The 15,573-nt window shown below is 67.7% G+C and carries 16 protein-coding genes and 1 tRNA gene; 4 read left to right on the forward strand and 13 right to left on the reverse strand.

What is annotated here, in order from left to right; all coding sequences use genetic code 11:
* Positions 1 to 8: 8 nt before the first annotated feature.
* The 3 genes from E6C76_RS19440 to E6C76_RS19450 all read right to left on the reverse strand — a co-directional run bounded on the left by E6C76_RS19440 (position 9) and on the right by E6C76_RS19450 (position 2,167).
* Entirely contained in the window at positions 9 to 977 is a 969-nt protein-coding gene (locus E6C76_RS19440; protein ID WP_136349921.1) for an acetyl-CoA carboxylase carboxyltransferase subunit alpha, read from the reverse strand.
* 133 nt (positions 978 to 1,110) lie between these two features.
* Positions 1,111 to 1,776 (reverse strand): Bax inhibitor-1/YccA family protein, encoded by a 666-nt coding sequence (locus tag E6C76_RS19445; protein WP_136349922.1) that lies wholly within the window; start codon positions 1,774 to 1,776, stop codon positions 1,111 to 1,113.
* Positions 1,777 to 1,825: 49 nt separating this feature from the next.
* Entirely contained in the window at positions 1,826 to 2,167 is a 342-nt protein-coding gene (locus tag E6C76_RS19450) for an HPF/RaiA family ribosome-associated protein (RefSeq protein ID WP_136349923.1), read from the reverse strand.
* Between the two features lie 128 nt (positions 2,168 to 2,295).
* On the opposite strand from E6C76_RS19450, the gene nhaR reads away from it, so the two are divergent.
* Positions 2,296 to 3,312 carry a transcriptional activator NhaR gene (gene nhaR, locus E6C76_RS19455; protein ID WP_136349924.1) on the forward strand — a complete coding sequence of 339 codons (1,017 nt, stop codon included), beginning with the start codon at positions 2,296 to 2,298 and terminating at the stop codon, positions 3,310 to 3,312.
* 2 nt (positions 3,313 to 3,314) lie between these two features.
* Here the strand turns inward: nhaR and E6C76_RS19460 are convergent, their stop codons facing one another.
* Together E6C76_RS19460 and E6C76_RS19465 are read right to left on the reverse strand one after the other, a co-directional pair.
* Positions 3,315 to 3,947 carry a response regulator gene (locus E6C76_RS19460; protein WP_136349925.1) on the reverse strand — a complete coding sequence of 211 codons (633 nt, stop codon included), beginning with the start codon at positions 3,945 to 3,947 and terminating at the stop codon, positions 3,315 to 3,317.
* The gene (locus tag E6C76_RS19465) at positions 3,944 to 6,565 is read right to left on the reverse strand and encodes a histidine kinase (protein WP_168734389.1); all 2,622 of its coding nucleotides are present in this window, start codon (positions 6,563 to 6,565) and stop codon (positions 3,944 to 3,946) included. The genes E6C76_RS19460 and E6C76_RS19465 overlap by 4 nt, the downstream gene beginning before the upstream one ends.
* A gap of 622 nt (positions 6,566 to 7,187) precedes the next feature.
* Between E6C76_RS19465 and E6C76_RS19470 the strand changes: the two genes are divergently transcribed.
* Positions 7,188 to 7,679 (forward strand): helix-turn-helix domain-containing protein, encoded by a 492-nt coding sequence (locus E6C76_RS19470; protein ID WP_168734390.1) that lies wholly within the window; start codon positions 7,188 to 7,190, stop codon positions 7,677 to 7,679.
* 81 nt (positions 7,680 to 7,760) lie between these two features.
* Here E6C76_RS19470 and E6C76_RS19475 read toward each other — a convergent pair.
* A tRNA-Leu gene (locus E6C76_RS19475) sits at positions 7,761 to 7,845 on the reverse strand.
* A 48-nt stretch (positions 7,846 to 7,893) separates the two neighbouring features.
* Between E6C76_RS19475 and queA the strand changes: the two genes are divergently transcribed.
* Positions 7,894 to 8,931 carry a tRNA preQ1(34) S-adenosylmethionine ribosyltransferase-isomerase QueA gene (queA, locus tag E6C76_RS19480; protein ID WP_136349928.1) on the forward strand — a complete coding sequence of 346 codons (1,038 nt, stop codon included), beginning with the start codon at positions 7,894 to 7,896 and terminating at the stop codon, positions 8,929 to 8,931.
* Positions 8,921 to 10,033, forward strand: coding sequence for a tRNA guanosine(34) transglycosylase Tgt (gene tgt / locus E6C76_RS19485; protein WP_136349929.1), 1,113 nt, complete (start codon positions 8,921 to 8,923; stop codon positions 10,031 to 10,033). The genes queA and tgt overlap by 11 nt, the downstream gene beginning before the upstream one ends.
* A gap of 28 nt (positions 10,034 to 10,061) precedes the next feature.
* On the opposite strand, the gene E6C76_RS19490 is transcribed toward tgt, so the two are convergent.
* From E6C76_RS19490 to dmpE, 7 genes are all read right to left on the reverse strand, one after another.
* A complete protein-coding gene (locus tag E6C76_RS19490) occupies positions 10,062 to 10,301 on the reverse strand; it encodes a 2-hydroxymuconate tautomerase (RefSeq protein WP_136349930.1) in 240 nt (79 codons plus the stop codon).
* 69 nt (positions 10,302 to 10,370) lie between these two features.
* A complete protein-coding gene (locus E6C76_RS19495; protein ID WP_136349931.1) occupies positions 10,371 to 10,937 on the reverse strand; it encodes an antibiotic biosynthesis monooxygenase in 567 nt (188 codons plus the stop codon).
* 52 nt (positions 10,938 to 10,989) lie between these two features.
* On the reverse strand, positions 10,990 to 11,916 hold the full coding sequence (locus E6C76_RS19500) for a SphA family protein (RefSeq protein WP_136349932.1): 927 nt from the start codon (positions 11,914 to 11,916) through the stop codon (positions 10,990 to 10,992).
* A 114-nt stretch (positions 11,917 to 12,030) separates the two neighbouring features.
* The gene (gene dmpH, locus E6C76_RS19505; RefSeq protein WP_136349933.1) at positions 12,031 to 12,819 is read right to left on the reverse strand and encodes a 2-oxo-3-hexenedioate decarboxylase; all 789 of its coding nucleotides are present in this window, start codon (positions 12,817 to 12,819) and stop codon (positions 12,031 to 12,033) included.
* The gene (gene dmpG / locus E6C76_RS19510) at positions 12,816 to 13,847 is read right to left on the reverse strand and encodes a 4-hydroxy-2-oxovalerate aldolase (RefSeq protein WP_136349934.1); all 1,032 of its coding nucleotides are present in this window, start codon (positions 13,845 to 13,847) and stop codon (positions 12,816 to 12,818) included. Before dmpG ends, dmpH begins: the two co-directional genes overlap by 4 nt.
* An 11-nt stretch (positions 13,848 to 13,858) precedes the next feature.
* Entirely contained in the window at positions 13,859 to 14,770 is a 912-nt protein-coding gene (locus E6C76_RS19515) for an acetaldehyde dehydrogenase (acetylating) (RefSeq protein WP_136349935.1), read from the reverse strand.
* Between the two features lie 18 nt (positions 14,771 to 14,788).
* On the reverse strand, positions 14,789 to 15,571 hold the full coding sequence (dmpE, locus tag E6C76_RS19520; protein ID WP_136349936.1) for a 2-oxopent-4-enoate hydratase: 783 nt from the start codon (positions 15,569 to 15,571) through the stop codon (positions 14,789 to 14,791).
* Positions 15,572 to 15,573: the final 2 nt, after the last annotated feature.

Genomic DNA, 15,573 nt, shown 5'->3' on the forward strand with positions numbered 1-15,573 from the left:
GGCCGCCGTCAGGCGACCTTCTGTTCCTTGAAGCGACCGTGCCCCATGAGCTTCTCGAAGCGCTGTTCGACGAGTTGCGCAGGGGTCAGATCGGCCAGTTGGCGCAGCGAATCGGTCAGCGCGCGCTTCAGGTTCTGCGCCATCGCGCGGTAATCGCGGTGGGCGCCGCCCACCGGCTCGTTGACCACCTTGTCGATCAAACCCAGGGACTTCAGGCGCGCGGCGGTGATGCCCATGGTCTCGGCGGCCTCGGAAGCCTTTTCCGCGCTCTTCCACAGGATGGACGCGCAGCCTTCCGGCGAGATCACCGAATAGGTGGAGTACTGCAGCATCTGCACCTGATCGGCCACGGCGATGGCCAGCGCGCCGCCGGAACCGCCCTCGCCGATGATGGTGGTGATGATGGGCACCTTGAGTTCGGCCATCACGTACAGATTGTGGCCGATGGCCTCGGACTGCCCGCGCTCCTCGGCGCCGATGCCGGGATAGGCGCCCGGCGTATCCACGAAGGTGAATACCGGCAGGCCGAACTTCTCGGCCAGTTTCATCAGGCGCAGGGCCTTGCGGTAGCCTTCGGGGCGCGGCATGCCGAAATTGCGCGCGATCTTTTCCTTGGTGTCGCGGCCCTTCTGGTGGCCGATGACCACGCAGCTCTGCCCGTTGAAGCGCGCCAAGCCGCCGACGATGGCCTTGTCGTCGGCGAACGCGCGGTCGCCGTGCAGTTCTTCGAAATCGGTGAAGATCAGTTGCAGGTAATCCAGCGTGTAGGGACGTTGCGGATGGCGCGCCACCTGGGCGATCTGCCAGGGGGTCAGCTTGGCGTACAGATCCTTGGTCAGCGTCTGGCTCTTGGCCTCGAGGCGGGCAATCTCCTCGGAGATATCCACCGCCGAATCATCCTGCACGAAGCGCAGTTCCTCGATCTTGGCCGCGAGGTCGGCGAGCGGCTGTTCGAAATCCAGAAAGGTGGTCTTCATCTGACCCGTCCAAACTTGAGAGGCGCGTATTGTACCCCCACCCCCGCCATGGGGAAGCGTGCGGATGCAAACCCGCGCGTAAACAGAAACGGGCGGCCCGCGGGCCGCCCGTTCCTCGCATGGCGACGAAGAATCAGTCGCTGTTCATGAAGCCCAGCAGGTGCAGCAGGCTGGTGAAGAGGTTGTAGATGGACACGTACAGGGTCACCGTGGCCATGATGTAGTTGGTCTCGCCGCCGTGGATGATGTTGCTGGTTTCGTACAGGATCAGACCGGACATCAGCAGCACGAACATCGCCGACACGGCCAGCGACAGCGCGGGGATGGAGAAGAAGATCGCTCCCAGGCCGGCCAGGAAGGCCACCAGGATGCCGACCATCAGGAAGCCGCCCATGAAGGAGAAATCCTTGCGGGTGGTCAGCGCGTAGCCGGACAGGCCGAGGAAGATCGCCGCGGTGCCGCCCATGGCCTGCATGACCACGGCGTGGCCGTTGGGCATGGACAGGTAGTACGACAGGATCGGCCCCAGGGTGTAGCCCATGAAGCCGGTGAGCGCGAACACGGCGAGGATGCCGGCCGAGCTGTTGCGCAGCTTGGTGGTCAGGAACAGCAGGCCGAAATAGCCCACCAGGGTCAGGATCAGCCCCGGATGCGGCAGGCCCAGCGACATCGAGATGCCGGCCACGACCGCCGAGAAGGCCAGCGTGAGCGACAACAGGATGTAGGTGTTGCGGATGACCTTGTTGGTCGAGAGGACGGATGCCTCGGACCGGGTCATGGTGGTCATGCGGTTTTCCATGGAACGTCTACCTCCTGTTCAAAGCGAAAAATCTGTGGGTCGGTCCGGTTCAGGCACCGGCCAGGGCCAGTTGGGGCATCCGCTGCGCGTGGAGGCGGCGTTGCAGCCTGCTCGCCAGCACGCGCGAAACGCGATCGGCCGCGCGGTCCACCGCGGTGCGCACCTCCAGTTCGGTGATCGCGAAGATCACGTCCGGCAGGTTGCGCAGGCGCAGTTGTACCACACAGCGCTTGTCGGTTCCGCCGCGCGGACCGTTCACATCGGCCACCTTCACCCGCGCCCACTGGATGTGGTCGCGGAAACGGCCGATGGCGAAACGCATCCGTCGCGCCACGTAGTCCTTCAGTCCCGGGTTGGCTTCGATGCCATCACAACGCAGATCGATTCGCATGCCTGTCTCCTTGTATTGCGCACTGGATCGGCATGCTCACGGTCATGCCGAATGCTACGTCTAAGACTGTTCGGTAAAATCCGAGTTCAACGGAATCTTTATCCGGTTTTTCCGAACATTGGGGCCGCATGCTCAATTTCAAGCAACTGCATCACTTCTGGAACGTCGCGCGTGCCGGCGGCATCGTGCGCGCCAGCGAACGCTCCGGCCTGGCGCCGCAGACGCTCTCGGGCCAGATCGCCGCGCTGGAGGCCAGCCTGGGCATCACCCTGTTCCGCCGCCAGGGCCGCCGCCTGGCGCTGACCGAAACCGGACAGATGGTGCTGGCCTACGCCGAGGAGATCTTCCGCGTCGGCAGCGAACTGGAAGAGGCGCTGAACAGCCGCTCGGCCGGTCGCGTGGTGCCGTTCCGCGTGGGCGTCGCCGACGTGGTACCGAAGGCCATCGCCTGGCTGTTGCTGGCGCCGTCGATGGCCCTGCCCGAGCCGATGCGCATCGTCTGCCGCGAGGACAAGCTGGAACGCCTGCTCGGCGAACTGGCCATCCACAAGCTCGACGTGGTGCTGGCCGACAGTCCGCTGCCTTCCCACATGGATGTGCGCGGCTACAGCCACAAGCTGGCCGAATCCCCGGTCAGCCTGTTCGCCGCGGAGCCGCTCGCGGCCACGCTGGGCGAGCGCTTCCCGGCCTCCCTGGACCGCGCCCCGCTGCTGCTGCCGGGCGCCGAGGCGGCGGTGCGCGCGCCCCTGCTGCGCTGGCTGGAGGAACACCGCATCCGTCCGCGCATCGTCGGCGAATTCGACGACAGCGCGTTGATGAAGGCTTTCGGCGAGGCCGGCGCCGGCGTATTCCCGGCGCCCACGCTGATCGCCGAACAGGTCTGCCGCCAGCACGGCGTGCGCTGCATCGGCGAGGCCAGCCCGGTGATCGACGCGTTCTATGCGATCTCCGTGGAGCGCCGGCTGATCCATCCGGCGATCCGTGCGATCAGTCGGGAACACGGCACCGGCACGCGAACGCCCCATCCACCGCAGGACGCGGCGCCCCGGGAAACCCCGGCGGACGATGGGCCTGCTCCCCCCGCGGCCAGCGCCCGCCGTGTGGCCCGCACACGCAAACGGACGCGCGGCGAGCCGACCGGCTAGGCTCAAACTTCCAGCCCGTGCTGCAGCGCGTAGCGCACCAGTTCGGCGTTGGAATGCACATTGAGCTTTTGCATCAGGCGTGCCTTGTGCGTGCTGATGGTCTTGGCGGAAACGTGCAGCACCTCGGCGATGTCGTTGAGGCTTTCGCCGCGCGCGATGCGCACCAGCACTTCGTACTCGCGATTGGAAAGGAGTTCGTGCGGCAGGCGGTCGCCGGCCAGCGAGGTTTCGAACACCAGCTTCTCGGCCAGCGCGAGGTCGATATGCCGTCCGCCGGTCGCCACCTTGCGCGCCGCGGCGATCAATACCTCCGGCTCGCTGTCCTTGGTCAGGTAGCCGGTGGCCCCGGCCTTGAGCACGCGCGCGGTGATCTGCGCCTCGCCGTGCATGCTGAGCACCAGCACAGGCAGACGCGGGTGTTCATCCTTGACGCGCTTGACGAGGTCCACGCCGTGCGGCCCCGGCATGCTCATGTCGGTGATCAGCAGGTCGATGCCACCCCGGCGCAGGCTTTCCACCACCTCCCAGCCGTCGCGCGCCTCGGCCACCACCTCCATGTCGCCGGCCAGGGCGAGCACCTGACGCACGCCCTGGCGCACGATGGCATGGTCGTCGGCAATCAGGATGCGGATCATGGCATGACTCCCTCGGCATTCTCATCCTTCAGCGGGATTTCGACACGCAGACTCGTACCGGCCCCAGGCCGGCTGGAGAACCGCGCGCTGCCGCCGAACATGCGTGCGCGCTCGCGGATGCCCATCAGGCCGAAGGTTTTCTTGCCGCGGACTTCGTCCAGATCGAAACCGCCCCCGTCGTCGCGCACTTCCAGTACCACGTTCTCGTCGAGCTGGAAGATGTCCACCTCGACACGCGAAGCGCCCGCATGGCGGCTGATGTTGGTCAGCGACTCCTGCAGGATGCGGAACACCACAGTGGCGCGCGCGTCATCCAGCTCCAGTTCCTGCTCGGGCTGACTCAGTTCGCAATGCACGCCGGAGCGGGTGCTGAATTCCCCGACCAGCCATTCGGCGGCCGACCCCAGACCCAGGTCGAGCGCGGCCGGACGCAGGCTGCTGGCCACCCCGCGTACCACCTGGATGGTGCGGTCGATGCTCTTCTTCATCACGCTGACGCGCTGCGCCAGCGCGGGATGGTCCTCGCCGAACTGCAGTTGCAGCAGCGCCGCCTCCATGCGCAGGGCGGTCAGATGCTGGCCGAACTCGTCATGGATTTCCCGCGCGATATGGGTGCGCTCCTCCTCGCGCAGCTTCTCGTGGTGAGCGGCCAGTTCGCGCAGTTTCTGGCGCGAATCGAGCAGTTCCGCCTCGCGCGCCTTGCGCTCGGAGACGTCCTCCACCGTACCCGTGGTGCCGGAAGGGGTCGTTCCGCCCCTTTCGAATTCGGGCTCCGCGCGCTCGCGCACCCAGCGTGTCTTGCCGGCCGCGAGGATGCGGTATTCGATGTCGTGCGGCTCGCCGCCCAGCGCGGAACGCCAGGCCGCGCGCACGCGCGCGCGCTCGTCGGGGTGAATGGCGCTGATCACCCGCCGGTGATTGATCGAAGTGCCGCGTTCGGCCCCGAAGATGCGGTAGGTTTCGTCCGACCAGGCGATGCTTCCGCTGCGCGCGCTGGCGTACCAGCTGCCCACGCGGGCCACTGCCTGGGCGCGGTTGAGCGCCCGTTCGGTGCGGCTCAGGCGCAGCAGCAGCGGCTTCACGTGGCGATGCACCACCGCGCCGCCAGCCAGCGCCACCAGCAGCACCAGCAGCACGCCGCCCCACAGGGTACGGCGCAGCGGCGCCTGCAGGTCGGCCACATCCACTTTCAGCACCACACCGGCGGCGCTGCCGGCGATCGGCGCATAGGCCGCCATCACCCGGCGCTGGCGATAATCGCGCACCAGCTCCACACCCGACTCCCCCTCCAGCGCACGGGCCATCGGCGTGGGTTGCGGCTTGCGCGCCTGCACCAGCATGCGTTCGAAAGCCCGTCCGATGCGTCGGGTGGGAAAGCAGTGCTCCATCCCGTCCCCGTCCGGCTGCCCACAAACCACCAGTTCGCCGCTGCGCCCCAGCGCCGCGATGCGCTCGGCGAGCAGATCGAACGGGGCGAAGGGCATTTCCACCACGATGTCGCCGCGCTCTGCGTCGAGCGTGCGCCGGCTTTCGATCCACCAGCCTGCACGCAGCGTCAGCGCGGCCTCGCCGTCCCGCCCGAGCGGCATGCGCAGCCCCCCGTCGCGTGGCGCCCGGGTGCCGGGGGGCTCAATGCGGATCGAGACCGCCGCGGCACGTGCGCCGGCGAGGTTTTCGGGCGCAACGAACCAGTCCAGCGCCCCGCCTTCGGCCCTGCGCCGGGCTTCCTCGGCGATGCTGCCCGCCACCCGGAGTTCGGCATCGGCCAGCAGCAGGTGGGCGCGCAGGGATTCCGCCAGCGCGTCGCGCTGCCCCTGCAGGCTCGCGCCGGCCAGCAGGCCGCTGGTCAGCACCCCGCCGACCACCAGCATGCCCATCAGACCCACCGCACTGAGCGCAAACACGCTGCGGTCCGGACGCCCCGCGAAATACGCCGCCACCGGCGGCGCGCCCACCGCCATGCGGAACAGCGCCAGCACCAGGGCGAGCAGCCCGCAGGCAGTACCCATGCCGGTTTCCACCGACTCGCCGAACGGGCTCACCAGCAGCGGCAGTTCGACCAGAGGACCGAGCACGCCGACCAAGCCCAGGGCGAACAGTGCGGTGAGCGCGACGAACCACAGCTTCACGCCGCGTCCGCCAGCCAGACGGCCGAGCATGATCAGGCAGCCCGCCGCGAGCATCAGCCCGATGCTGCTGAACATCGACATCCGCCCCGGCCAGAAGTCCGCGCGGCCGGGCTCCTGCCGAGTGTCGAGAATCAGGCGCAGCACGCCGTCGGCCGGATGGAGTCCGAGCAGGGCTTGCAGCAGCGGGCCGACTGCCAGCAACAGGGCCGCGCCGGCGAACAGGTCGCCGAGGTGTGGGCGGTCGGTGCGCAGGGCGATCACCGCGGCGCCGAGCAAGGCCAGCGCCAGCAGCGAGTTGGGGCCGCTGGTCTGCAGCACGGGCAGCCAGCGCATCAGGACGGTGGGCGCCAGGACGGCCCCCAGTGCCAGCGGCAGGCCGAACGCCGCCAGCAGGATGCCGATCAGCATCGGCAGCCGGGCCAGCCAGTGCGGATCGGATTCGATCCGCGGCCGGTGCGATCCGAACAGGGTGGCCGTGGCATCTGACATGAACAGGGCCGCCGGACGCGCCGGCCGGTCGTTGTTATTCCCTCGCCATGGGATTCGATCAAAATCCATCAGGCGGCGCAAGCATCCGCTCCCATAACCACCGTCATCGGCGATCATCCCGGGGTACGATCGATTTCACGGTGCTACTGCGACGTCAGACAAAAAGGGTAGACTGCGGCATAGACTGTATCATCAGGACGGCGCCGTCAAAGAATCGGCCATCTCCCCTGCCCTGTCCAACCGGTGGGGAGTTGCTGCGTGGCGCGAACCGTCATGCCTTGCCAGCAATCCTGCGAAGCGCGCGCAGACCGCCACGGCATCAGTCGTGGGCGCTGTACGACACTTCCGGAAAATCGCACGGATACGACCGCCGACCACCGCTGCATTCGACCATCAGTCGGCGCGCGACGAAACGGGGAGAAGTGACCGCACAAGGACAGTCGATTATCGCCATTAGATGCCATATGAGGCAACTCGTCAATACAAGCAACCATATCAGATACCAACCAGAAAGGAAATATACCTGATATGGCACACCTCGCCAATCAAACCCCTACCCCAGATCAGTCATGCAGCGGCGCCACCGCGCGAATCGGGGTGGATATTCTGCACCGAAATGCCGATGAGTCTTGCTGACCGGATCCGGCAGGCACGCAATGCGCTGCGGATGAAGCAAGGTGAAGTCGCTTCGATCGCGGGCATCCCGCTGAGCACCTATCGGAAATACGAAGGCGGTACCACCGAACCCGGAGCGGCCGCCATCGCGGGCCTGCTCAGGACGGGAATGAGTGCCAACTGGCTGCTCACCGGCGAAGGACCGATGCTGATGGGAAGGCCCGACGGGCCACACGACGACCCTGCTCCCGCAGCGCAGGACCGCCCTGGCGCGGCCTGGGACGAGGCCACGGCGGACGCCCTGCCGTTCAACGGCGCGGCAATGCGCCGCATCATCGCCGGCGTGCTGGAAGCCCAGCGCGACTGGCGCGACCTCTCCGCCGACGAACTGGCGCAGCGCGCCGTGGGACTGTACGCCCAGGCGATGACGCCCCAGCCGCGCCTGCCGCACGGCCAGGACCGGAAAACCCGAGGGAACAGCAAGGACAGGCCGGTCTGAGGCCGGCGAGGTCTGTTAGAATCCGCGGCCGCGGACGCCCTGCAACGGCGTGCAGCACCGGAACCCGCGACGGGCCGGAGCTGGTGCCGGGAGTGGGACTCGAACCCACACACCTTGCGGCGGCGGATTTTGAATCCGCTGCGTCTACCGATTCCGCCATCCCGGCACGGGAAGCCGTGCATTATCCACGATCACCGCAGCGCACAGCAAGCCGATGCCCCTGACCCTAGACGACTTCGACTACCCCCTGCCCCCCGAGCGCATTGCCCAGGCTCCGCTGGCCGAACGCAGCGCCAGCCGCCTGCTGACGATCGAACGGGGCGAGCCGGTGGACCGCATGTTCACCGATCTGCCCGCCCTGCTGCGCGCCGGCGATCTGCTGGTATTCAACGACACCCGGGTGATCCACGCCCGCCTGCACGGAGTGAAGGACAGCGGCGGCCAGGTGGAGGTGCTGGTGGAACGCGCCGTCGGCCCGCACGAGGCGCTCGCCCAGATACGCGCCAGCAAGTCGCCGCGCGCCGGTAGCCGGCTGCGCCTGGCCGATGCCTTCGAGGTCGAGGTGCTGGGCCGGGTGGGCGAATTCTTCCACCTGCGTTTTCCCGCCGGTGAGGAACTGTTCGCCCTGCTCGAACGCCACGGCAAGCTCCCGCTGCCGCCCTACATCCGGCGCAGCGCCGGCGATGCCGACGAGGCGCGCTACCAGACCGTATATGCGCGCGAACCGGGCTCGGTGGCCGCGCCCACGGCCGGCCTGCATTTCGACGACGCGCTGCTCGGCCAGGCGAAGACGCGCGGCGTGCAGCTCGCCTGGCTGACCCTGCATGTGGGCGCCGGCACCTTCCAGCCGGTGCGCGAGAACGATCTCGGCAAGCACCACATGCACACCGAGCGCTACGTGATCCCCGCCGCCACGGTGGCCGCCATCGAGGCCACCCGCCAGGCCGGCGGGCGCGTCATCGCGGTGGGCACCACCAGCCTGCGCGCGCTGGAAGCCGCCGCACAGGACGGCCCGCTCGCCGCCGGCAGCGGCGAGACCGATCTGTTCATCCTGCCCGGTTTCCGCTTCCAGGTCGCCGACGGCCTGGTCACCAATTTCCATCTGCCCAGGTCCACGCTGCTGATGCTGGTCTCGGCCTTCGCCGGCCTGCAGGCCATCCGCCGCGCCTACGCTCACGCGGTGGCGCAGGAATACCGCTTCTTCAGCTACGGCGACGCCATGTTCCTGACCCGGAGCGACGATGCACTTTGAACTCCTGAGCACCGCCGGCGGCGCGCGGCGCGGCCGTCTCACCCTGAATCACGGCGTGGTGGAAACCCCAGTGTTCATGCCGGTGGGCACCTACGGCACGGTGAAGGCGATGACGCCCGGCATGCTGGCCGGCATCGGCGCGCAGATCTGCCTGGGCAACACCTTCCACCTGTGGCTGCGCCCGGGGCTGGAGGTGATCGCCGCGCACGCGGGGCTGCACCGCTTCATGGCCTGGGACAAACCCATCCTCACCGACTCCGGCGGCTTCCAGGTGTTCAGCCTGGGGGCGCTGCGCAAGATCAGCGAGGAAGGGGTGAAGTTCGCCAGCCCGATCGACGGCGCGCGCCTGTTCCTCACCCCCGAGATTTCCATGGAAATCCAGACCGTGCTGAACTCGGACATCGTGATGATCTTCGACGAATGCACGCCCTACCCGGCCACCCGCGATGAGGCCGCCAAGTCCATGCGCCTGTCGCAACGCTGGGCGCGCCGCTCGCGCGATGCGTTCGACGGCCTGGAAAACCCCAACGCGCTGTTCGGCATCGTGCAGGGCGGCATGTATGAAGACCTGCGCGACGAATCGCTCGGCGCGCTGGAAGAGATCGGCTTCCACGGCTTCGCCATCGGCGGGCTGTCGGTGGGCGAACCCAAGGAAGACATGGCGCGCATCTTGGCGCACACCGCGCCGCGCCTGCCGCGCGAAAAGCCGCGTTATTTGATGGGCGTGGGCACGCCGGAAGACATCGTCGCCGGCGTGGCCGCCGGCATCGACATGTTCGATTGTGTGATGCCCACGCGCAACGCGCGCAACGGCTGGCTGTTCACCCGCTACGGCGATCTGAAGATCAAGAACGCCATCCACAAGGCCGACACCCGCCCGCTGGATCCGAGCTGCGACTGCTACACCTGCCGCAACTTCAGCCGCGCCTACCTGCACCACCTGCACCGCACCGGCGAAATCCTCGGCAGCATGCTCAACACCGTGCACAACCTGCGCTACTACCAGACGCTGACCGCCGAACTGCGCGAGGCCATCGCCGCCGACCGCCTTGCCGAACACATCGCGCGCTTCCGCAGCGAACGCGCTACCGGCACGGCCTGAACAGAGACGGCCGCTGCGGGCGGAAAAACTAGCGCCCGAGAGATTTGGCGGAAACGCCGGCGATACCCCAGTTCTCCTTGGGCACATCGTGGACCCAGACGCGCACGTTCTCCTTCGGTGCGCCGACCGCCTCGACCAGCGCGGCGGTAACCTTTTCGATCACGGCGCGCTTCTGTTCTTCGGTGCGGCCTTCGATCATGTAGATCTGGGCGAATGGCATGATTGTGCTCCTTGCTGTCGAGGGGCCGGCGGCGCGTGCCCGCGCCATCGGCCGGAACTCCCCTCGCGGGAGAGGGGCCGGGGGAGAGGGGGCGCCCCGCCAGGAGCGCACGGTGAATCAGCCACTGCGCCGCCCCGCCAGCCAGCCGTGCAGCAGCCGGGTCAGGCGCGGCATCACCACCCAGGTCATGACCGCCACGATCAGCGCGGTCAGCAGCGCGGTGCGCAGCAGGAAGGGCAGCGCCTGCAGCAGCGGCGCTACCAACCACAGCACCAGTGACACGGTGGGGAAGATGCCCAACCAGGTCACCACCGCCATGCGGGCGCGCGGCGGGTGCATGGTGGCCGGCACCACCGCCGGCGCGAACCAGGCTTCCAGCCCGGAGAGGCGGCGGAATTCGGGTTCGCCCTCGGCGACTTCGCGCAGCCGGGCATGGCTGTGCGCGCGTTCCGGCGACTCGTCCCAGGCCTGCAGCGCCGCTTCGGAAGCGAAGCGCACCACGATCTGGTAGTCGCCGCCGGCCTGCTCGGGCGGCAGCAGGTCGGCGCCGAGAAAGCCGGCGCGGTTGCGCATCGCCGCGAACATCTCGCGCACTCTCGCCTCGTACTCCGCTTCCCTGCCCGGTATCGCCCTGCGCCGCGCGATGCGGGTCAAGGGGGCCGGTGTGGATGTGCCGTGTTGCATGGCCGGACCTCCGTGTTGTTGCGCACCGGCCCGCCGCGGCGGGCCTGCGGCGTCAAAGCGGCATGATCAGCTTGAACCAGACCTTGTCGCCGCCGAAGCGGTTGCGCACCCGCGTTTCGTGCTGCCACTGGCCGATGAAGTGCACGCCGGCCTGGTTGGTGTAGGTCACGCTCGGCCCCGCCGCGAAGACCTCGCCCTTGCGCCCCGCCGACCAGAAGCCCGGGTTCTCGGCGATCCGGTGGCCGTCCAGCTTGTCGCTGTTGACCTGCTTCAGGTAGTAGCCGGAGACGCCCACGCCCCACGGGCCGAAACGCTTGCCGACGAGGTAGTCCAAGTGAAATTCGTCGCCCGATGCGTAGCGCATCCTGGGCGCGCCGGGGGCGGGGCGGAAGTCCTTGTTCTTGCTCTTGATGTTGTACATGAACTTGGCCGACACCTCCCAGCCCGTATCGCCCATCCAGCTCAGCGCGACGAGGGGCTCCACGCTCCAGTAGTTGGCGCCGATGCTGCGCCGCGGGTCGCCTTCCTTGTAGCGGCCGGTGGGCAGGTTGATGTCCAGCCCCACCGCCCAGTGCCAGTTGTCGGCGTGCCAGGAGAGGATGAAGGGGTTGACGGTGATGTCGCCCAGCCCGCTCGTCGTCTTCGCGCCGCCCAGGTCCACCTTCTGGTGCACCAGCGGCACGATCACGTGCCAGCCCCAGTTGCCGCCCAGTATCCGGTGTTCGGTGACCTGGATGAAGCGCAGCGCGTCGAACCAGGCATCCACCTTGCCGGCCGGCGCCTTGTCGCCGTTGCCGTCACGCAGTTTGCCGCCGTAGTAGCCGAAATAGTTGATGAAGTAGTTGCCGGGCGGCGGTACCGCGCCGGCCAGCCAGTTTTCCGCGCCGTTCGGATACTGGTCGCCGCCTTCCTTGGCCTGCGCGCCGCCGATGGCGAGGCTTGCGAGCGTGGCCGCTGCCAATTGTCTGCCGAGCTTCATGTCTTTCTCCTCCTCCTGGTGGTGCTGCGATGGGTGCTGCTGTATCGATGGACGCACGCAGCCCCGACCTCTGGCGGGCCGTGAACGGGGCTGCCCGTGTTGTGTGGGGGCGGGCTAGGTGAAGCGCACCGAGACCGAGCCGAGGTGCTGCGCCCGCAGCGTCACCGCGTCGCCCGGCTGCACCGCCACCGCTTCGGTGATGCCGCCGGACAGGATCAGCGTGCCGGCGGGGATTTCCTCGCCTTTTTCGCCCAGCTTGTTGGCCAGCATGGCGATGGCCGCCGCCGGATGGCCGAGCACCGCCGCGCCGGCTCCGAAGGCCACCGGCTCGCCGTTCTTTTCCAGCACGATGCCGAGGGTGCGCAGGTCGAGGTCGGCCGCGTCGCCCATCCGCCCGCCGACCACGAAGCGGCTGGACGAGCAGTTGTCGGCGACCACGCTCTTGAGGTCGAACTTGAAGTCGCGGTAGCGGCTGTCGATGATCTCGATGGCCGGGATGACGAAGTCGGTGGCGGCCAGCACCGCGCCGATGTGGCAGCCCGGCCCTTTCAGCGGCGCCTTGGTGACGAAGGCGATTTCCGGCTCGACCTTGGGATGGATCAGCTTGCCGGTGTCGATCTCGCCGCCTTCGGGCACGCCGAAGTAATCGGCGAGAAAGCCGAACACCGGGGTGTCCACGCCCATCTGCTTCATCTTGGCGTGGGAGGTGAGCCCGGCCTTGAGGCCGACGATGCGCGTGCCGCGGGCGATCTTGCGGCACTTGATCTCATCCTGGATGGCGTAGGCGTCGTCCCAGTCCATGTCCGGGTGCTCGTCGGTGATCTTGGGCGTGTCCTGCGCCTGCAGCTCGCAGGTTTCGAGATGGGTCGCCAGTTTCTCGATGGTCGCGCGGTCCAGTTTCATGCTGTCACTCCTTTTGCCTTGGCGAGGCTCAACGCGGTGTCCTCGATCATGTCCTCCTGGCCGCCGACCATGCCGCGCCGGCCCATCTCCACGAGGATCTCGCGCGCCGATACGCCGTATTTCTTCTCCGCGCGCTTGGCGAACAGCAGGAAGGAGCCATACACCCCGGCGTAGCCCAGGGTCAGCGCGTCCCGGTCGATGCGGATCGGGAAGTCCATGATCGGCACCACTAGGTCTTCGGCCACGTCCTGGATCCGGAACACGTCGACGCCGGTTTCGATGCCCATCAGCTCGCACACCGCCACCAGCACTTCCATCGGCGTGTTGCCCGCCCCTGCACCCAGCCCGGCCGCGGCGGCGTCGATGCGCGTCGCCCCGGCTTCGATTGCGGCGATGCTGTTGGCGACGCCCATCGCCAGGTTGTGGTGGCCGTGGAAACCCAGTTCCGTTTCCGGCTTCAAGGCTTCGCGCACCGCGCCCAGGCGCGCCTTCACCGTGTCCGGCAGCAAATGCCCGGCCGAGTCGGTGATGTAGATGCAGTTGGCGCCGTAGCCTTCCATCAGCCTCGCCTGCGTCACCAGCCCCTCGGGGCTGTTCATGTGGCTCATCATCAGAAAGCCCACGGTGTCCAGGCCGAGCTTGCGGGCCAGGCCGATGTGCTGTTCGGAGACGTCGGCCTCGGTGCAGTGGGTGGCCACCCGGATCGTCGCCACGCCCAGTTCGTGGGCCATCTTCAGGTGATCCACGGTGCCGATGCCGGGCAGCAGCAGGGCCGAGACCTTGGCCTGCTTCATCAGCGGGATCACCGCGCCCAGGTATTCCTCGTCCGAGTGCGCCGGAAAGCCGTAATTGACCGAGCTGCCCCCCAGGCCGTCGCCGTGGGTGACTTCGATCAGCGGCACGCCCGCTTCGTCCAGCCCCCGGGCGATGGTCTTCATCTGTTCCAGCGTCATCAGGTGGCGCTTGGGGTGCATGCCGTCGCGCAGGGTCATGTCATGAACGGTGATCTTCTTGCCCTTCAGTTCCATGGCGGGGCTCCTTATGCGGTGACGGGTTCGAGGACCAGTTCGCCCTTGAGGATTTCCTCGGCGAACATCTCGGCGGTACGCGCGGCGGCTGCGGTCATGATGTCCAGGTTGCCGGCGTACTTGGGCAGGTAGTCGCCCAGGCCCTCGACCTCCATGAAGATCGACACGCGCTTGCCGTCGAACACGGGGCCATTGACCAGGCGGTAGCCGGGCACGTACTTCTGCACTTCGCCGATCATGGCCTGCACCGATGCGGTGATCGCGGCCTGGTCCGGTTCGGTCTCGGTCAGGCAGTGGATGGTGTCGCGCATGATCAAGGGCGGTTCGGCCGGGTTGATGATGATGATGGCCTTGCCCTGCCTGGCGCCGCCCACCTTTTCCACCGCGCCGGCGGTGGTGCGGGTGAATTCGTCGATGTTCTTGCGCGTGCCGGGGCCAACCGAGCGGCTGGAGACCGTGGCGACGATCTCGCCGTAGGCCACCGGCTGCACGCGGGAGACCGCGGCGACCATCGGAATCGTGGCCTGCCCGCCGCAGGTGACCATGTTCACGTTCATCTCCCGCCGGCCGACGTGGGCGGCGAGGTTCACCGGCGGCACGCAGTACGGGCCGATGGCCGCGGGGGTGAGGTCGATCATCAGCACCCCGAGTTCGTTGAGCTTGCGGCTGTTCTCGGCATGCACGTAGGCGCTGGTGGCGTCGAAGGCGATCTGCACGCCGTCGGCGGCCACGTGGGGCAGCAGGCCGTCAACGCCGTCGGCGGTGGTCTTCAGGCCCAGCTCGCGGGCGCGGGCCAGGCCGTCGGAGGTGGGGTCGATGCCCACCATCCACACCGGTTCAAGCACCGGGCTTCTCTTCAGCTTGTAGAGCAGATCGGTGCCGATGTTGCCCGGACCGATCAGCGCGCATTTGATCTTGTTCATTCAGCGGTCTCCTTGAAATCAGACGAAGCGCACCGAGCAGCCGCCGATGCCGCCGATGGTCACGCGCAGGCTGTCGCCGGCCTGCACCGGCACCATGATCGCCAGCGAGCCGGACAGGATCACTTCGCCGGCCTCGAGGGGGATGTCGAGCGCGCCCAGGGTGTTGGCGAGCCAGGCCACCGCATTGGCCGGCGCGCCGAGCGCGGCCGCGCCGGCGCCGGTGGCGACGATCTCGCCGTTCTTTTCCAGCACCATGCCGCAGGTGTTCAGATCCACCCGGCGCGGGTCCACCAGGCGGTCGCCGAGCACGAACACGCCGCACGAGGCGTTGTCGGCGACGGTGTCCTGGATCTTGATCTTCCAGTCGCGGATGCGCGAATCGACGATCTCGAAGCAGGTCATCACGCCTTCGGTGGCGGCCAGCACGTCGGCGGCGGTGACGCCGGGGCCCTTGAGATCCTTCTTGAGCACGAAGGCGATCTCGCCTTCGGCCTTGGGCTGGATCAGCGTGTCGGCGGGGATGGCCTCGCCCTCGTTGTAGAGCATGCCGTCGAGCAGGTAGCCGAAGTCGGGCTGGTACACGCCCAGCATGTTCATCACCGCCTTGCTGGTGACGCCGATCTTCTTGCCCACCACGCGCTCGCCCGCTTCCAGGCGGCGCGCGATCATGCGCTGCTGGACGTGGTAGGCGTCGTCGATGGCGATCTCCGGGTGGCGCTCGGTCAGCGGCGCGAGCACTTCGCGCTTGACCAGCGCCTGGTAGAGCTCGTCGCCGAGCCGGGTGATCAGTTCCTTGTCCATGT

The sequence above is a fragment of the Pseudothauera nasutitermitis genome (genome assembly GCF_004801295.1).
Lineage (GTDB): Bacteria > Pseudomonadota > Gammaproteobacteria > Burkholderiales > Rhodocyclaceae > Pseudothauera > Pseudothauera nasutitermitis.

Excerpts from the sequence above, each read along its gene's own strand:
- E6C76_RS19515 (WP_136349935.1), bottom strand. The coding sequence starts at position 14,770 with ATGAACAAGATCAAATGCGCGCTGATCGGTCCGGGCAACATCGGCACC.
- E6C76_RS19470 (WP_168734390.1), top strand. The coding sequence starts at position 7,188 with ATGAGTCTTGCTGACCGGATCCGGCAGGCACGCAATGCGCTGCGGATG.
- tgt (WP_136349929.1), top strand. The coding sequence starts at position 8,921 with ATGCACTTTGAACTCCTGAGCACCGCCGGCGGCGCGCGGCGCGGCCGT.
- E6C76_RS19460 (WP_136349925.1), bottom strand. The coding sequence starts at position 3,947 with ATGATCCGCATCCTGATTGCCGACGACCATGCCATCGTGCGCCAGGGC.
- dmpH (WP_136349933.1), bottom strand. The coding sequence starts at position 12,819 with ATGAAACTGGACCGCGCGACCATCGAGAAACTGGCGACCCATCTCGAA.
- dmpG (WP_136349934.1), bottom strand. The coding sequence starts at position 13,847 with ATGGAACTGAAGGGCAAGAAGATCACCGTTCATGACATGACCCTGCGC.
- E6C76_RS19495 (WP_136349931.1), bottom strand. The coding sequence starts at position 10,937 with ATGCAACACGGCACATCCACACCGGCCCCCTTGACCCGCATCGCGCGG.
- E6C76_RS19440 (WP_136349921.1), bottom strand. The coding sequence starts at position 977 with ATGAAGACCACCTTTCTGGATTTCGAACAGCCGCTCGCCGACCTCGCG.
- queA (WP_136349928.1), top strand. The coding sequence starts at position 7,894 with ATGCCCCTGACCCTAGACGACTTCGACTACCCCCTGCCCCCCGAGCGC.
- E6C76_RS19465 (WP_168734389.1), bottom strand. The coding sequence starts at position 6,565 with ATGTCAGATGCCACGGCCACCCTGTTCGGATCGCACCGGCCGCGGATC.
- E6C76_RS19500 (WP_136349932.1), bottom strand. The coding sequence starts at position 11,916 with ATGAAGCTCGGCAGACAATTGGCAGCGGCCACGCTCGCAAGCCTCGCC.
- dmpE (WP_136349936.1), bottom strand. The coding sequence starts at position 15,571 with ATGGACAAGGAACTGATCACCCGGCTCGGCGACGAGCTCTACCAGGCG.
- E6C76_RS19490 (WP_136349930.1), bottom strand. The coding sequence starts at position 10,301 with ATGGCGCGGGCACGCGCCGCCGGCCCCTCGACAGCAAGGAGCACAATC.
- E6C76_RS19450 (WP_136349923.1), bottom strand. The coding sequence starts at position 2,167 with ATGCGAATCGATCTGCGTTGTGATGGCATCGAAGCCAACCCGGGACTG.
- E6C76_RS19445 (WP_136349922.1), bottom strand. The coding sequence starts at position 1,776 with ATGGAAAACCGCATGACCACCATGACCCGGTCCGAGGCATCCGTCCTC.
- nhaR (WP_136349924.1), top strand. The coding sequence starts at position 2,296 with ATGCTCAATTTCAAGCAACTGCATCACTTCTGGAACGTCGCGCGTGCC.